General features: G+C 39.2%; 12 protein-coding genes. 6 read left to right on the plus strand and 6 right to left on the minus strand.

The window, feature by feature from the left end; translation table 11 throughout:
- Positions 1 to 220: 220 nt before the first annotated feature.
- The 4 genes from ME1_RS03460 to ME1_RS03475 are packed head-to-tail and all read right to left on the minus strand — an operon-like array spanning position 221 to position 7061.
- Positions 221 to 2317 carry a hypothetical protein gene (locus ME1_RS03460; protein ID WP_004863256.1) on the minus strand — a complete coding sequence of 699 codons (2097 nt, stop codon included), beginning with the start codon at positions 2315 to 2317 and terminating at the stop codon, positions 221 to 223.
- Complete coding sequence (locus ME1_RS03465) at positions 2314 to 5121, minus strand: DUF4159 domain-containing protein (protein ID WP_004863258.1); 2808 nt, start codon at positions 5119 to 5121, stop codon at positions 2314 to 2316. The genes ME1_RS03460 and ME1_RS03465 overlap by 4 nt, the downstream gene beginning before the upstream one ends.
- On the minus strand, positions 5118 to 6029 hold the full coding sequence (locus tag ME1_RS03470; RefSeq protein ID WP_004863261.1) for a DUF58 domain-containing protein: 912 nt from the start codon (positions 6027 to 6029) through the stop codon (positions 5118 to 5120). The genes ME1_RS03465 and ME1_RS03470 overlap by 4 nt, the downstream gene beginning before the upstream one ends.
- A complete protein-coding gene (locus ME1_RS03475; RefSeq protein WP_004863263.1) occupies positions 6030 to 7061 on the minus strand; it encodes an AAA family ATPase in 1032 nt (343 codons plus the stop codon).
- 235 nt (positions 7062 to 7296) lie between these two features.
- On the opposite strand from ME1_RS03475, the gene ME1_RS03480 reads away from it, so the two are divergent.
- Positions 7297 to 8550, plus strand: coding sequence for a CCA tRNA nucleotidyltransferase (locus ME1_RS03480; RefSeq protein WP_004863265.1), 1254 nt, complete (start codon positions 7297 to 7299; stop codon positions 8548 to 8550).
- A gap of 314 nt (positions 8551 to 8864) precedes the next feature.
- On the opposite strand, the gene ME1_RS03485 is transcribed toward ME1_RS03480, so the two are convergent.
- On the minus strand, positions 8865 to 9341 hold the full coding sequence (locus ME1_RS03485) for a tRNA (cytidine(34)-2'-O)-methyltransferase (protein ID WP_004863267.1): 477 nt from the start codon (positions 9339 to 9341) through the stop codon (positions 8865 to 8867).
- An 823-nt stretch (positions 9342 to 10164) separates the two neighbouring features.
- Here ME1_RS03485 and petA point away from each other — a divergent pair.
- From petA to ME1_RS03505, 4 genes are all read left to right on the plus strand, one after another.
- Complete coding sequence (gene petA / locus ME1_RS03490) at positions 10165 to 10713, plus strand: ubiquinol-cytochrome c reductase iron-sulfur subunit (RefSeq protein ID WP_004863273.1); 549 nt, start codon at positions 10165 to 10167, stop codon at positions 10711 to 10713.
- Positions 10714 to 10717: 4 nt separating this feature from the next.
- Complete coding sequence (locus tag ME1_RS03495; protein ID WP_004863276.1) at positions 10718 to 11974, plus strand: cytochrome b; 1257 nt, start codon at positions 10718 to 10720, stop codon at positions 11972 to 11974.
- Positions 11968 to 12846 (plus strand): cytochrome c1, encoded by an 879-nt coding sequence (locus tag ME1_RS03500; protein WP_004863283.1) that lies wholly within the window; start codon positions 11968 to 11970, stop codon positions 12844 to 12846. Before ME1_RS03495 ends, ME1_RS03500 begins: the two co-directional genes overlap by 7 nt.
- Positions 12847 to 12957: 111 nt before the next feature.
- On the plus strand, positions 12958 to 13398 hold the full coding sequence (locus ME1_RS03505) for a PRC-barrel domain-containing protein (RefSeq protein WP_004863285.1): 441 nt from the start codon (positions 12958 to 12960) through the stop codon (positions 13396 to 13398).
- 137 nt (positions 13399 to 13535) lie between these two features.
- Here ME1_RS03505 and ychF read toward each other — a convergent pair whose 3' ends face one another.
- Positions 13536 to 14639: a redox-regulated ATPase YchF gene (ychF, locus tag ME1_RS03510; protein WP_004863287.1), complete on the minus strand. Its 1104-nt coding sequence runs from the start codon at positions 14637 to 14639 to the stop codon at positions 13536 to 13538.
- 273 nt (positions 14640 to 14912) lie between these two features.
- Between ychF and ME1_RS03515 the strand changes: the two genes are divergently transcribed.
- Positions 14913 to 15656 (plus strand): L,D-transpeptidase, encoded by a 744-nt coding sequence (locus tag ME1_RS03515; RefSeq protein ID WP_004863291.1) that lies wholly within the window; start codon positions 14913 to 14915, stop codon positions 15654 to 15656.
- The last annotated feature ends 35 nt before the right edge of the window (positions 15657 to 15691 follow it).

Below are 15691 nucleotides of genomic sequence, written 5' to 3' on the forward strand. Positions count from 1 at the left end.
AATATAAGACAAGTGAGAGCATTTTTGAAACAAGAGAGAATTGTAAAATAAAAAACAATTTGTCGAAAATGTAAGAAAGCGTGAGGGAAATTTATGCTTCATAGTTTTGAATAACCAAAAGATGGCATCATGCACTACGTTATTCTTTATCTTATCAGGGTATAATTTTTTGTAAGATACGCTGTATTCTAACAAGGGTGGCATAAATTCTCAAGGTTTCTTAACGGCTTTCACGATACCACATGCTGTTCAAGAGTAGAAGACAACAAATGAGCGCAAAAAAACCAGAAAAGATCGCAAAATAGAAACGATCGATTAAACGGCTTTCTGTTGCGTCTTTCAGAACAATTGAATGAGTAAGAGAAGATATTCGGTCTGTTTGCGATTGAATAACTTTAAGTGGAGGAAGATAAAAGTCATCTTTTTCTTTGTTGTGTAAACGCATGGTATATCCCCCCGTGTTTTTACTGATGGGAGTGAGTTTTTCTGTCGTTGAAATTAAATCAAACAATTCGAGATTATCAACGATCCCTACAGAAGAAAGTGCTGTTAAATCACCGTTTTGGATGGTAAAAATCCCTATTTCATCAGTATTAATAGCCGCTGTAAAGACGCCTTCCTGCTCTTTTGTAAGAATGATATTTTCTTTTTTTCCAGAAGGAAAAGTTATTTCGGCTTGTTCTGGTTGATCTTTGAGTGTTTGGCGACGAATCGTTAAATGATTATGGTTGCTGGTAGCAGTTAATTTTTCCTCTTCAAGTTCCGGTTCTTTCATAAGCCAATGAGCAATGCGGCGATAAAGCGCTGCATAAGGGCCGCCACCTTCGAAACCTCTTGCCCAAAGCCAGCTTTCATCGGAAAGTAGCATGCCTACACGCCCTTTACCAACATGGGAAAGAAGTAAGAGTGGTTGTTCGTCAGCACCTTTCATGAGAGCAGTGCCTTTGTGTGGATTTTGAATGGCGATTTGTCGTAGCCATTGTCCCCATTGAGAAGCTGGATAAGCAGGGGTTGCAAGATCTCTTGTAACGGGATGACGTTCACCCTCTTTGGTTAATTGAGGGCGAAAAGGCTTTTGAAGAATAACACCATCCGGTAATGCAGGTAGGACACTGATTAAAGGTGTTTTCGCCAGCGAGTTTTCTTTGGTAAATTCGGGTCCGGTTACTATCAGCAAAGCACCACCCTTTTGGACATATTGAGCAATATAATCATAATAGATTAATGGGAGAACGCTAGAATGCTGGTAACCATCAAGAATGACGAGATCAAAATTATCAATCTCTTCGACAAAAAGCTTTCTTGTGGGAAAGATCACAAGTGACAATTGGCTTGCTGGTGTATTGTCTGCTTTGTTGGGGGGACGCAAGATAGTAAAATGAATAAGATCAATATTGGAGTCACCTTTCAAAAGATCACGCCATGTCCGTTCACCATTGTAAGGCGCGCCTGAGATAAGAAGGACACGTAAGTTTTCTCTGATTCCTTCAATAATTGCTACGGCGCGGTTGTTTTCAAAGCTTAATTCACCTTTATGCACATCAGTAGCAACTTGAATGATATTTTTTTCAGCATGGGGAAGAGTGATTTCAGTTTGAAAAATAATACCAGGGGTTACAGAATAGTGGCCAACTTCTTGTCCATTGACACTTACAGTAACATTTGCTTGCGTTGGTAGGGATTCTTGAGGGTGCCCTTTATCTTCTACCAAGATGGAGAGCATTTGTGGTTTATTGACAAGGGCAAAGCGAGGAGGAGAAATGATTTTGATTTGGCGGTCAAATTCATCTGCTCTCCCTGTTATAAGAGCATTGACAGGCGCTTTATGATGAAGGTCTGAAATTTGAGGAATGTCATGTACTTGTCCATCGGTGATCAAAATTGTTCCTGCATAACGTGACGGTGGGACGTCAGAGAGTGCTTGTGTTAAAGCATGAAATAAATCTGTTGAGGGTGCATATTGATGATCGGCAAGTTTTCCAGCTTCAATAAAGCGTGGTTCAAATTGTGGATAATGCGATAAGGTATTGGTTAATTGCGCGCGTGCTTTATCAGTATCGTTTGTGCGTGTAGCAAATGTTTGGCTTTTGCTGCGATCAATGACAATGCCTACCGTGCTTTTAAGTGGTTCACGCTGCTCTTTTATAATCATTGGATTCAGCAAAGCAAGGATGAGTGACGCCAGTGCCATGAGGCGTAATAAAGATCCTTTACGCTGTGTAATGAGACCAATAATGACAAAAAGGGCAGATATTCCCCCTAAGAAGAGAATCCAAGAGAGAGGCAAAAAAGGCTGAAAAGTGAAAAATGATATCATTGCCTTCTTTCTCTTTTAAAACGTTCTAAGAGTGCTGGAACATGAACTTGGTCAGCTTTATAGTTTCCTGTAAGCACGTAGATAACAATATTTAATCCTGCACGAAATGCCCATAGGCGTTGTATTGGGTCATTGGGAATAAGGGGGTATTTCCACATGCCTTTTTCATCTAAGGCCCAAGCACCAGCAAAATTATTTGCGGTAATCAGGAGAGAACTTACATTATCACCGAAGCCGAGAGAATTTTTTTCTTTTTTGTTGGTTGATGATGATTCAACCCACAAAGGGGAACCACGATAGAGACCGGGAAAATCTGGCATAATATAAAAAGAGCGTGCAACAACATGATCTGTTGATGCTGGTTCAATGGCTGGAATATTTAATCCCTTTAAAATGATCCGTAGTCTTTGTGTGGCTGGGGTTGCTGCGCCTTCAAGATTAAGGTTGCTCTTTATCTGATCGCGCGTGTCAAATAAAATTGTGCCTCCGTGTTTCATAAAGCTATTTATTTTTTCAAGGCTCTTTTGTGTTGGGAGAGGACTGTTCTCATCAATGGGCCAATAAATGAGAGGATAGAAGGCAAGTTCATCTTTATCGAGATCAAGTGCTTTCACTGAGCTGGGCGAGAGCATTGTACGTTCTGCGATAAATTGACTGAGTGCTTCTAGGCCACTCTTGCTCGTTGTATCAATTTCGTGATTATGTGTGACAACGTAAGCAAGATGCGTTGTGCCAGCTGCTTGAATTATGTCTTCATTATGATTTTCTATACCTTGTGCATAAACTCTTGAGTCATGGAGAAAAAAGGCAATGAAACCTATTGCAAGGGGGAGGAAAAGAAGCACATTGCGCTGGCGGTTAAGGAAAAAAGCACCCCCCATCCATAAAATGAGAAAATTATCAAAAGCAAATAATAAGATAGCTAATCCTAAAAGTGGACCAATAAGATGCTTTTCTTTTGTATCGTAAGATAAAGGACTCTTACTTAAGGAGGAGGAAAGCGATGATTGTTTCATCAAGTGTGATGAATCGTTGAGGAGGTTAAGCGCATAAAAATTATTTTTTGCACCGTAAAGTCCAGGTGGAGTACGATAGGAGGGACGGGGTGGATTTTGGGTATCAAGGACTAGTGGAACAACAGAAGAGGGAGGCATTTGTAATTGTCCATCAGTGGTTATTGTTCGCCAAGGGTTTTGTATTGTTGTTTCTTTTTTTATGTGTGTTGGATTTGTATTTTGATAGGCACTCAATGTGATCAGTTTTTGCAACATTTGTGCAAAAAAACCAGAAAGTGGAAGGTTTGACCATGTGGGGTCGGGAGCAACGTGAATAAGAATGAGTGTTCCTTTGCTACGTTTAGCCGCTGTAATGAGGGGGGTACCATCAGAAAGACTGAGCCACGTTTTTTCAAAAAGATCTTGGCTTGGTTCTGCTAAAATTTGGCGTGAGACAGTGACTCCTTCTGGAAAAGGAAGATCAAAGAATAAGCTATTTTTTGCAAATGGTGCAAGTTTTTGTGGTTTCGTCCAAGACATAATACTGCCAAGTGAACGTTGACCCTGACGCAGTGGTACCGGAAGCAGACTATCATAGTGTTCTGCCGTACTCAGATTTTCTCCTGCAAAGCGGATGAGTGTTCCCCCTTCATTGACAAAATCAGACAGCTTTTTTTCTGCTTTTTCTGACATGTTTACAATGTCACCTATAATGATAGCAGAAGGATTTTGTTTGAGTAAATGATCAAGATCAGTTGAAAGTTCTCTTCCTCCAGCTGTTATAAGCTGTGTAGTGCCTTGTAACGCTTTGATAATATAGTAAAATGGAGAAAGCAAAGGTTGTGCCATTTCACTGGTATTGGGTGAAAGGAGAGCAACGCGACTCATTTTATTATGGCTGTCCACTAAGAAGGTAGCAGCAGCATGGTTTTGGTTGTTAATTTTTATCCAAGCAATGTCATTGCGCAGTTCAAGTGGTACATTAAAAGGAACAAGCGTCGTTGTTTCTCCTTCAGGGAAGTCTTTTGTAAAATGACCAAGAAGTTGATTGTTTGCATCGTAAAGGTTCAGTGTGACGGGAGCCTTGCCGTATGTTGTTGAACGGATGATACGCGCTACCATATTTCCATTGTTGTTTTCTATGGCTGTTATGGCAGTTAAATCAGAAATATCAGATAAGTACCATAAAAATGTTTTGGGTTTTAATTGTTCAATCAGTGCAAAAGTTTTATCATTTTCATTTGTTTGTAACCCATCACTTAAATATGCAATATCAAGAGGTTTTCCTTTGGTTCTTTCAATCAGTTTTTTTAATGCATCCGTACGATTGACAGGCCAAGGACGAGGTTGCAAATGCATTAAATGTTGTTTTATGGTTTTTGCAGGAAGGGGACCTATATTGGAGGTGTCATTTTCAGCTGTGGCAAGAAAATAAATATCTTTTTGCTGTCTTTCTGCTTGTGTAAGGAGGACTTCGGCAATAGAAAGGCGTTTTTTCCATTCTTTCACTGATGCCCATCCGTTATCAATAATGAGTGCAAGTGGTTGAGAGCCAGAAAGTATAATTGGTTTTTGATTCCAAGTGGGGCGTGCCAAAGCGATGATAATGAGCGCAGCTATGATTAAGCGTAATAACAGTAACCACCAAGGTGTATGTTTTGCGTTTTCCTGTTGATGCGTTGGTTTTGGTAGAAAGCGCAAAGGAGGAAAGGGTTCTTTATGCGGGGATGGAGGTGTTATCCGTAACAACCACCAAATGACGGGTAAAAATAAAAGTCCTAGTAAAAGCAAGGGAGCAGAAAAACTCAAGGCAACCTCCTAGAGTGAGATGGAGAGCTCCCCATTTTGTTTGCAAGATACAAAATGGCCTCTGTGAAGGGTTGATTTGTTTCACTCACGTGATAAGTCCATCCTTGGCGTGTGCAAAAGTTTGCTAATTCTTGTCGTCTTGCTTGATATAGCTTGCGATAGTGTTTACGAAGATTCTCTGCTTTGCCGAAAATATGCTTTTCTTTTGTTTCAGGATCAAAAAATTCTGTACGGCCTGTGTAGGGAAAGTTTTCTTCTGCAGGATCAGCAATTTCAATTAAATGAGCCGTGACCTGTTTTGTGGATAAAAGGGTTAAATGTTCGATGATTTTTTCAGGATGATCGAGAAAGTCACTTATTATAATGGCGTGTGAAAAACGCGTAAGAGTTGAAAAATTTGCAAATGGATTTTCACTTTGATGATTTGCTAAAGCTAGTGCCATGCGTTCTAATACATTGGATGCTCTTGTGGGAGGCATGAGGTTAGGGATAGCTATATGTTCGCCGCTATGTGTAAGCAGTGATGCCAAGATGAGGGTAAGAATGATGGCATAATCTCCCTTAGGGATTTTAGAAAAGCGTGAACAGTAATGCATAGAGGCACTTTGATCAGGACAAAGCCAAACTGTCTGTGTTACTTGCCATTCATTTTCGCGTAGGTAAGTATGTTCATCACGTGCGGAGCGACGCCAGTCAATGCGTGTAATAGATTCTCCTTCAACATAAGGTCGAAATTGCCAAAAATTTTCCCCGTTTCCCCGTTTACGTTGTCCATGCCATCCAGTGATGAGTGTATTTGCAATCCGACGTGCTTGTAGAAGAAAAGACGGCATTTTTGCAACATCTTCATGCAGTTTAGCAGCAAGTGATATGGGAGGCTTTGGGGAAACTTTTTTGCCAATAGCCATTTAGAGAACGTCTTTCATGAGATTATTAATAATATCTTTTACGGTGATGTCTTCTGCGTGTGCAGAAAAATTAAGTGCCATGCGGTGTTGTAATACGGGATAAGCCAATGCTTTAACATCATCAAGTGAAGGTGCTAAACGCCCATAATAAAGTGCACGTGCACGCACACAAAGTGAAAGTGCTTGTGATGCACGTGGGCCAGGCCCCCAAGTCACATAAGTATTTGCAAGAGTGTTTTCTTTATGAGGGCGGGCCAAACGGACAATCTTTAAAATGGCTTCTACAACATTTTCTGAGAGGGGCATTTTACGAACGATTTTTTGAATTTTTTGTAGTTTTTCTGTTGACAAAATTGGTTTTGCATTTTGGTTTTTTTCTTTTGTTGTTTCTAAAATAATACGACGTTCTGTTGTTAGATCAGGATAATCAATATCAATTTTCATCAAAAAGCGATCTAATTGTGCTTCCGGAAGGGGATAGGTTCCTTCCTGTTCAAGAGGATTTTGCGTTGCAAGCACATGAAAAGGTTGTGGCAAATCGTAACGAGTACCAGCAACGGTGACATGGTATTCTTGCATGGCTTGTAAAAGAGCGGATTGTGTTCGAGGAGAGGCACGATTAATTTCATCAGCCATAAGAAGTTGGGTAAAAATAGGACCTTTAACGTAGCGGAAAGAACGTTTACCGCTTTTATCCGAATCCATAATCTCAGAACCGATAATGTCTGAAGGCATTAAATCTGGGGTAAATTGAATGCGTTTTTCATCAAGTCCCAATACTGTTGCCAATGTTTGGACAAGACGTGTTTTAGCAAGTCCTGGAGCACCAACAAGCAGAGCGTGTCCACCAGCAAAAATAGCTGTTAAAGCATATTCAATTACATGATTTTGCCCAAAAATGACTTTGTCAATTTCCTGTTGTAGAATGTTCAATTCTTTATGTGCTGCATCAATATCTTCAATGATCGCTTGGGCTTCATCCTTGATATTGGCCTTTTTAAGAGAATTGGTTGATGTATCACGTTGGTTCATATTGCTTCCTTAAGGCGTTTGTCGCAAAATCGGTAATTTTTTCTGCATGATAATGAATATTTTATAATTTGTAGCAGAAAATGAGAAGAAAAGAAGTGTAATATGTTGTTTTTTCATATTCTCATATACAGAGCATTTTTTGGGGGAATAAACAGGTATGTTGAAGACTCTCTTAGAAAATTCTCATGAGAGTATCTGTTTAAAGCAATGAAAGCAATTTTTGAAAGGCTAAAGGGTGAATAGAAGACAAAATTTCAAACAAGTAGAATGGTTGCAGCATAGTGACATCCAAACACTTCTTCGTGTTTTATCTTTGGGTGATGAAGAGGCCCGTATTGTTGGAGGCGCTGTACGCAATCAGCTGTTAGGGCAACCTATTAGTGATATTGATATTGCGACAACCTGTTTGCCACAACAGATTATAATGCGTGTAGAAGAAGCAGGATTTAAGGCCATTCCTACAGGGATTGCATTTGGTACAGTAACAGTCGTCTCTCCTTCATGTTCTTATGAGGTAACAACGCTTCGCTGTGATATTGAAACGGATGGTCGTCATGCAAAAGTGGCATTCGGTCGTGATTGGCAAAAAGATGCTGAACGGCGGGATTTTACGATTAATGCACTTTATTGTGATGCTGCTGGCTGTCTTTATGATGATGTTGGAGGCTTGAATGATATTGCCAGCCGAACAGTACGTTTTATCGGTATTGCAGAAAATCGTATTCGCGAAGATTATTTACGTATTTTGCGGTTTTTTCGCTTTTTTGCTTGGTATGGAGCCGGACGCCCCGATGTGCAAGGATTAAAAGCATGTGTTAGTTTAAAAGAGGGTCTACAAAAACTTTCCTCTGAGCGTATTTGGGCTGAGATGAAAAAACTTCTCGCTGCTTCAGATCCAACACGTGCTCTTTTATGGATGCGGCAAAGTGGAGTTTTAACACGCATTTTTCCGGAAACAGAAAAATGGGGCATTGATGCAATTCACTCATTGGTAAAAGCAGAGAAGGCTCTTGGCTGGAAAATCGATCCATTGTTACGATTGGAAAGTCTTCTTCCTCCTGATCCTATACGTCTTCATGAAATGGCACAGCGTTTGCGTTTTTCTCATAAGGAAACAACGCGATTAAAGGAATGGGCAGAGTTAAAAATAATTCACCAAAACTGTTCAGAGGGGGAGGTGAAAAAACTAATTTATTTTCATGGTCGTCAGCCAGTTTTGGATCAATTATCCTTGCATATGGCAGCAGCACATGTGGATGCTCAGGAAAGAGAGGAGGCTTTGCGAAAAGCAGAAAATTATACAAGGCTTTATCATCTTGCTCAAAAATGGCAGGTTCCTACTTTTCCTATTAATGGCAAGGATTTGATGGAGAAAGGTTTGTCTAAAGGAGTGCTTTTAGGAAAAAAGCTTAAAGAACTAGAGATGATATGGATTGAAAGTGGATTTTTAATGGATCGTAATGCATTGTTAGAAAAAATTAATGTGTAATATAGACTTTTATAAAAAAGCTTTTGTCATTTTTATAGGAGGGGTATTTATAGTATCTTGATTATTGGTAGTGGAAATGGTGCGATGAAGTATTGCAAACTCTAAGTTTATTGAACTCTTCGTAGTTTTCCTGATGGTTTATAAAGGCGTTCAGTCACTTATTCTAGAAGCATCATTGAGAAGTGTAAGATTTTAATGCTATTCTCAAATTCTAAAAATATGATGATTTCACTCTTTTAAAAACTCTTTCTTATATGCAGAGCATTGGCATTTCTATCAATAGATTGAATTCTTTAATAGGATTTTTGTCTTTTTTATAAAGTTTCTCTTTTTTCATAATAACCAATTTGGCGAAGTGCTTCTCCTGTCGTCATAGCTACACTCATTGCCAAATTTAAAGAGCGCGTATGGGGTTGCATGGGAATTTTCAATGCGACATCAACAGCTTCATGAACATAATCGGGAACCCCTGCTGATTCACGACCAAAAAGTAAAACATCATTTTTTTGGTAGCATATTTGCGTATAGCATGTTTGTGCTTTTGTGCTTAAAAGCAAAAGACGACGGTTACAGCATTTCATGGTGTGCATAAAATGTTGCCAATCCATGTGTCTTTCTAGCGAAGCGTATTCAAGATAGTCCAACCCCGCGCGCTTAAGGTTGCGGTCCGACAGATTAAAGCCTGCTGGTTCAATAATATGTACATGTAAACCAAAACAGGCGCTAAGACGCAAAATTGTTCCTGTGTTACCAGCAATATCAGGTTGAAAAAGAGCAATGTGAAGTGTCATATGCTCTATGGTATGATTTTTTCTTTATGTTTGTAAAGAAGCTGTGTTGCTTATTCGAAAAATATAATTGAGAAGCGCGGAGTTTTTGCTTTTCACAACCATTTTATTCTGGATTGTAGGGAAAAGTTACGCTCCAAAGTTTATTATGAGATGCACAGAATGTCATCAATGAAAGATGACAGGAATTAATGCGTTTCGATACAAATGATAATTTATTAGAAGAACGCGTTCTCTTTAAAAAGTATTCAGAACTATTTTATTTGTGCAACTTTATTGCATGGGGAGAATGCTTATGAGAGCAAGAACTCTATTGTAATTAAAATAACGTGTGGGGGAATAGCGATTTAAAATAAGCATTTTTCTTTACCAGTACCAATGGAAGCCTAAACTCTATGCTTTCGACGAGGCATTACATTGAATGCAAAATTTAAGTCTTGTTTGTAGAGGTTTGGTTGTGAAAGGGGTTTGTAATCGTTTTCTATGAACAAAGACTTTTGGGTTGAGAATGGATGGTTGAAACGTTGCTTGAGTTAAAAGATTTTTGGTTTTCAAAATAAGTGATAGTAGAGAATATATTTGATGATATTCTCTTATATTTGAGGAGGGTGAAGTCGGAAAGCATAAGAAATAGGGGAGAGGAGGCACCATTTTGGGGAGTGAGCGACATAAAGTTCTTTATGAGAGAAGGCAGAACACAAAAATGGTAGGAAGTTTTTTTGGGGGAATTTTTTCATGATTCAGAGAACTGAATGATCAGGGATTGTGCAATGAAGGAGGGTGTAGTAAAAGAATATTTTGGAGAAAGAGCTCTTTAGTTAAGGTAATGAGTGAGCAAACAAGGCGCGATTTTCTGTTTTTGGTAACAGGTCTTACAGGGGCAGTTGGATTGGGTGCCGTTGCATGGCCTTTTATTCGTCAGCTGTCTCCAGATGAGGCTGTTTTGGCATCTTCTTCTGTTGAGGTGGATCTTTCGGGAATTGAAGAGGGTATGTCGGTGACGGTTAAGTGGCGGGGACAGCCTGTCGTTATCCGCAACCGCACTGCAAAAGAAATTGCTGAAGCGCGTGCTACTGAATTGAGTATTCTGAGAGATCGTCAAGCGCGCAACCCTAATCTTGAAAGTGAAGAAGACGCGACGGATTTCGCGCGTTCAGCAGGGAAAGGGCGTGAGAATTGGCTTATTATTATTAATCTTTGTACGCATCTAGGTTGTGTAACACTTGGGCAATCAGGGAAATTTGGAGGGTGGTTGTGTCCATGTCATGGATCTGTTTACGATACAGCTGGAAGAGTACGCTCAGGGCCAGCTAACCGTAATTTAGCTATTCCACCTTATCAATTCCTTTCTGATACTTTGCTGAAAATAGGATAAGAGGATGCCCAAATTTTCTCCCTATGTTCCTAAAAATGCTGTTGCCCGTTGGTTTGATAAGCGTTTACCTATTCCCCGTTTTTTTTACAATGCATTTGTTATTTTTCCTGTTCCCCGTAATCTTAATTATTTTTATACATTTGGCGGTATTTTGACCGTTATGCTTTTATCACAACTTTTGACCGGTATTGTCTTGGCACTGCATTATGTGCCAGATGTTCATTTGGCTTTTGAAACTGGTGAACGATTTAGGCGTGAGGGGCAGTTTGGTTGGCTTTTTCGTCCATGGCATTGTGTAGGATCTTCGTTCTTTTTTATTGCTGTTTATATCCATTTAGCACGTGGACTTTATTATGGTTCTTATAAGAATATGCGAGAAATGGTTTGGGTTACAGGCATTTGTATCTATATAGTCATGATGGCAACAGCATTTTTTGGTTATGTGCTGGTTTGGGGGATGATGTCTGTTTCTGCGGCTTCAGTGGTTGCTGGACTTGTAAAAGCTATTCCTTTGGTAGGAACGGGGCTACATGAGGCACTTCTTGGTGGTTATAGCGTAGGACAACCGACGTTGAACCGTTTTTATGTTTTTCATTATTTTTTGTCATTTGTTTTGCTTTTTCTAGTGGGGCTGCATATTTGGGCACTTCACCAAGTTGGACAGGGTAATCCAACCGGTCTTGCAATACAATCAGAGAAGGAAATTGTTCCTTTTGCACCTTATGCGCTTATCAAAGATATTTTTGCCATTATTGTTTTTTTAATCTTTTTTTCTTGGTTTTTGTTTTATATGCCCGATTATATGGGACAGGCTGAAAATTATAGTGTTGCTGATCCTTTAAGGGCTCCTCTTCGTGTAGTGCCAGAGTGGTATTTTTTACCTTTTTATGCGATGCTGCGTGCTATCACTTTTAATATTGGTGCTTTTTCATCAACTTTTTTGGGCGTTGTGATATTAGCTGGCTCAGTTTTCGTTTTGATTTTTGTTCCATGGTTAGATCGCTCTAAAATATGCTCCGCAAGATATAGGCCTGTTTATAAGATTTTCTTTTGGGCATTCATTATTGATGTCGTTTTTCTTGGTTGGCTTGGGTCAAGAGAAATCAGTGACAACACTCTTTTATGGACGCAATTGGCCACGGCTTATTATTTTATATTCTTTTTAATTGTTTTGCCAGTTCTACCGACTTTTGAAAAGGAGCGTTCTCTTCCTTCTTCAATTACTGAAGATCTGAAACAGAAAAAAAATAAGTTATGGTGAATGCTTTTATTGGTTTGATTTTTCTTGCAGTGATAAGCTTTTCTTTTCAGAGTGTTGCTAACCATACCTCTGATAAAGAAGAAGAGTTTATTTCTTTTCCCTTACAGGTTCCTAAAAAACAAGAATGGAGTTTTTCAGGACCATTTGGGCTTTATGATAAGGCACAGCTGCGGCGTGGGTTAAAGGTTTATAAACAGGTTTGTTCCAGTTGCCATGGGCTGAAATATGTGGCTTTTCGTGATTTAAAGGCACTAGGCTATGATCAGCAACAGATTCAAGATTTTGCTAAACAATATGAAGTGAGCGATGGCCCTAATCGAGAAGGAAAATTTTTTAAACGCGCTGGTGTTGCAACAGATAGTTTTCCTTCTCCCTTTGTTAATGAAGAAGAAGCAAGATTTATTCTTCATGGTGCTTATCCTCCAGATTTATCACTCATGGCACGTGCACGTGCCATATCTTTGCCATTTCCTGCTGTTATCTTCGATATGCTGAATCATTATAATACTGCTGGTCCAGATTATATTACAGCTCTTTTAACAGGATATCAAAAGGCGCCAGAGAACACAAAAATTGCTGAGGGTTATTGGTATAATCCTTATTTTATTGCAGGGACTTCTTTAGCTATGGCTCCTGCATTGAGTGATGGTGTTGTTTCTTATGAGGATGGAACACCTGAAACGGTTGAACATTATGCGCGTGATGTCTCTGCTTTTTTAATGTGGGCTGCTGATCCCCATATGGAAGTTCGGAAAAAAACGGGTTTTCGTGTTATTTTATTTTTAATCATTTTTGGAGGGCTTATTTATATTTTAAAAGTCCGAATCTGGCGTGGTTTAGAAGAAAAATTGGGAGAAAAGACGAAAGACTGAAAGAAGAAAAGGCTAGAGATACTGATCTTGAAAGAGCGGAGGGAACAAATCTTTTTATGATGCATTGAGTTTTATAAAAATAAAAGCAAAATGAAAACGGAGATGTTAAACATGAAGAAAATTGTATGTGCTACTCTTATGTCGGTTTTGATGGCTTCTAGTGCGTATGCTCAGTCTTTTGCAGTACCTTCTGAATCTGAAATGATTTCTTCGACGGGTATCGTACAGGTGGGGTCAGATATGTCTGTGCGTTATGTTACACCTTTAGCAACGGATTTTGTTGCTTCAAGCCTTATTGGTGCGAATATATACAATATAGAAAATGAAAATATTGGCGAAGTAAAAGATATTATCTTGCGTGAAAATAACATTGCAGGATTTGTTATTGCTGTTGGTGGTTTCCTTGGTTTAGGAGAGAGTTATGTGGTTATTTCTCCAGAAACAATCCAGATGATCAATGATTATGGCAAATGGAAGCTTATTACCAATGCAACAAAGGATTCTTTAAAGGAAGCTCCAACATTTAAGTATGAAGGACGTTGGACGCGCTAACTTTGTATTTTCATTCCCTAACAAGAGAACAGTGCTACCATAATATATGATGGCACTGTTTTTTATAGTCATACAACAGCTTTCCCTATGAAATTGTTATAATCATTTAAGATGGAAATATTGAGACAAGGTGGGGTTTAAGTATTATGCTTAAACAACATGATATCGCCGTCTTGTACAATGTATTCTTTTCCTTCATCACGGGCTTTGCCCGCTTCTTTTGCACCGTTTTCTCCACCTAGAGCAATATAATCATCGTAGCTGATAGTTTGGGCACGAATAAAGCCACGTTCAAAGTCTGAATGGATAACACCAGCTGCTTGGGGAGCTTTAGTACCACGCGTAATTGTCCATGCTCGTGTTTCTTTAGGTCCACAGGTGAAATAAGTAATGAGGTCAAGCAAAGAGTAGCCAGCGCGAATGAGGCGATTGAGACTCGGTTCAAAGAGCTCTAGAGCATGAAGATATTCGGAAGCTTCTACATCATTAAGTTGGGTGATCTCAGCTTCGATAGCAGCAGAAATAATAATGCTTTGAGCATTTTGCTCTGTTGCCATTTTTTCAACCATTTTTGTAAAATTATTTCCGTGAGCAGCGTCATTTTCGCTCACATTGCATACATAAAGTACGGGTTTTGAGGTTAACAGATTCAAATTATCAAGAATGCGACGTTCATCGGAAGAAATTTCTTTAAGGAGTAATCGGACAGGGCTTCCTTTCTGCAATAGATTTAATGCTGCTTCCATCATGGGCAGAATTGTGAGAGCTTCTTTATCTTTTCCGGTTGCACGTTTACGAATTTGTACGATTCGTCGCTCAAGACTTTCAAGATCTGCAAGCATAAGTTCTGTTTCAACAGTTGTGGCATCAGAAACAGGATCAATGCGTCCTTCTACATGGGTAATATCATCATCTTGGAAGCAGCGTAAAACGTGGACAATTGCGTCTACTTCACGGATATTGGCTAAAAATTTATTACCTAAACCTTCACCTTTTGAAGCACCACGTACGAGTCCAGCAATATCAACAAAACTGATGCGTGTGGGAATAATTTCTTTTGAACCAGCGATAGATGCAATTTTTTCCATTCGTAAATCTGGAACAGCGACTTCACCGGTATTGGGTTCGATTGTACAAAAAGGATAATTGGCAGCTTGTGCTGTAGCTGTTTTTGTCAATGCATTAAAAAGAGTTGATTTACCAACATTAGGTAATCCCACAATACCGCATTTAAAACCCATGATTGTCTTCTTTTCTATTAATTTTATGATCGAGATTGCTATTGATTTTTTTGTCAAGATAAGGTGTTTTTATAGCACATTTTAAGAAGAGTCATAGTCTCCTGTTGCTGTAGAGAAGAAAAAAGTCTATGTTAAAAAGAGATTTTGCTTTTTTTATCATGTTTAAAGACCCTCTCTCTCATAATAAGGGATTTTAAAATTAACGTTAATAATACGCTAAGTTTTTCATAGTATGCCAATCTGCATAAAGAATTAATTGGAGAAAATATAAGAGTGTTATCTCGTCATGCTTTTTTAATTGCAGTACCTTTGGCTTTAATTGGATGTGCTACACGTCATTCAGATATGTCGTTTGCTCCTTCTCAACAAGTTCGATATATTCCAGCAGAAATGCTGGCTTTGTATGGACCTGTAACCAATGAGCCTTACTTATTACCTGCTATCGATCTTTCAACTATTGATCCAAAATTTTGGCGTCAAGAGGTGCTTTATTATACGTCTTATCCACCTGGGACATTGGTTATAGATACTCAGGAGTGTTTTCTTTACCTTATTGGTGAAAATGGAAGAGCTTTGCGTTACGGTATTGGGGTTGGTAAGGAAGGACTAGCTTTTGAAGGTGAGGGGGTTGTGCAGCGCAAGCGCCGGTGGCCAAATTGGGCTCCTACGGCAGCAATGATGGCGCGAGAGCCAGAACGTTATGGTCATTTGGGGAAAGGAATGCCACCAGGACCTGATAATCCATTGGGGGCACGAGCACTTTACCTTTTCAAAAATGGGCAGGATACACTTTTCCGCATTCATGGTTCACATGAGTCATGGTCAATTGGTCGTGCTATTTCAAGCGGATGTATTCGTTTGCTTAATCAAGATATCATTGATCTTTATGATCGTGTTCCTGCTGGCGCGCGCGTGGTGGTATTGCAACATAATGACGCTTCATCAAAAGTTTTAAGTCAACAATCAAATATGTATGATCCGCTACAGTCTACTATTAATCCAGATGGATTTTTTTAATTCCAAGTAGGATTCGTTCGGTTAGCGTCATTTGA

It is taken from the genome of Bartonella vinsonii subsp. arupensis OK-94-513 (assembly GCF_000278235.1).
Lineage (GTDB): Bacteria > Pseudomonadota > Alphaproteobacteria > Rhizobiales > Rhizobiaceae > Bartonella > Bartonella arupensis.

What these genes read in the sequence shown, in the direction of transcription:
- ME1_RS03470 (WP_004863261.1), bottom strand. Translation starts at nt 6,029, where the DNA reads ATGGCTATTGGCAAAAAAGTTTCCCCAAAGCCTCCCATATCACTTGCT.
- ychF (WP_004863287.1), bottom strand. Translation starts at nt 14,639, where the DNA reads ATGGGTTTTAAATGCGGTATTGTGGGATTACCTAATGTTGGTAAATCA.
- ME1_RS03475 (WP_004863263.1), bottom strand. Translation starts at nt 7,061, where the DNA reads ATGAACCAACGTGATACATCAACCAATTCTCTTAAAAAGGCCAATATC.
- petA (WP_004863273.1), top strand. Translation starts at nt 10,165, where the DNA reads ATGAGTGAGCAAACAAGGCGCGATTTTCTGTTTTTGGTAACAGGTCTT.
- ME1_RS03495 (WP_004863276.1), top strand. Translation starts at nt 10,718, where the DNA reads ATGCCCAAATTTTCTCCCTATGTTCCTAAAAATGCTGTTGCCCGTTGG.
- ME1_RS03485 (WP_004863267.1), bottom strand. Translation starts at nt 9,341, where the DNA reads ATGACACTTCACATTGCTCTTTTTCAACCTGATATTGCTGGTAACACA.
- ME1_RS03505 (WP_004863285.1), top strand. Translation starts at nt 12,958, where the DNA reads ATGAAGAAAATTGTATGTGCTACTCTTATGTCGGTTTTGATGGCTTCT.
- ME1_RS03500 (WP_004863283.1), top strand. Translation starts at nt 11,968, where the DNA reads ATGGTGAATGCTTTTATTGGTTTGATTTTTCTTGCAGTGATAAGCTTT.
- ME1_RS03460 (WP_004863256.1), bottom strand. Translation starts at nt 2,317, where the DNA reads ATGATATCATTTTTCACTTTTCAGCCTTTTTTGCCTCTCTCTTGGATT.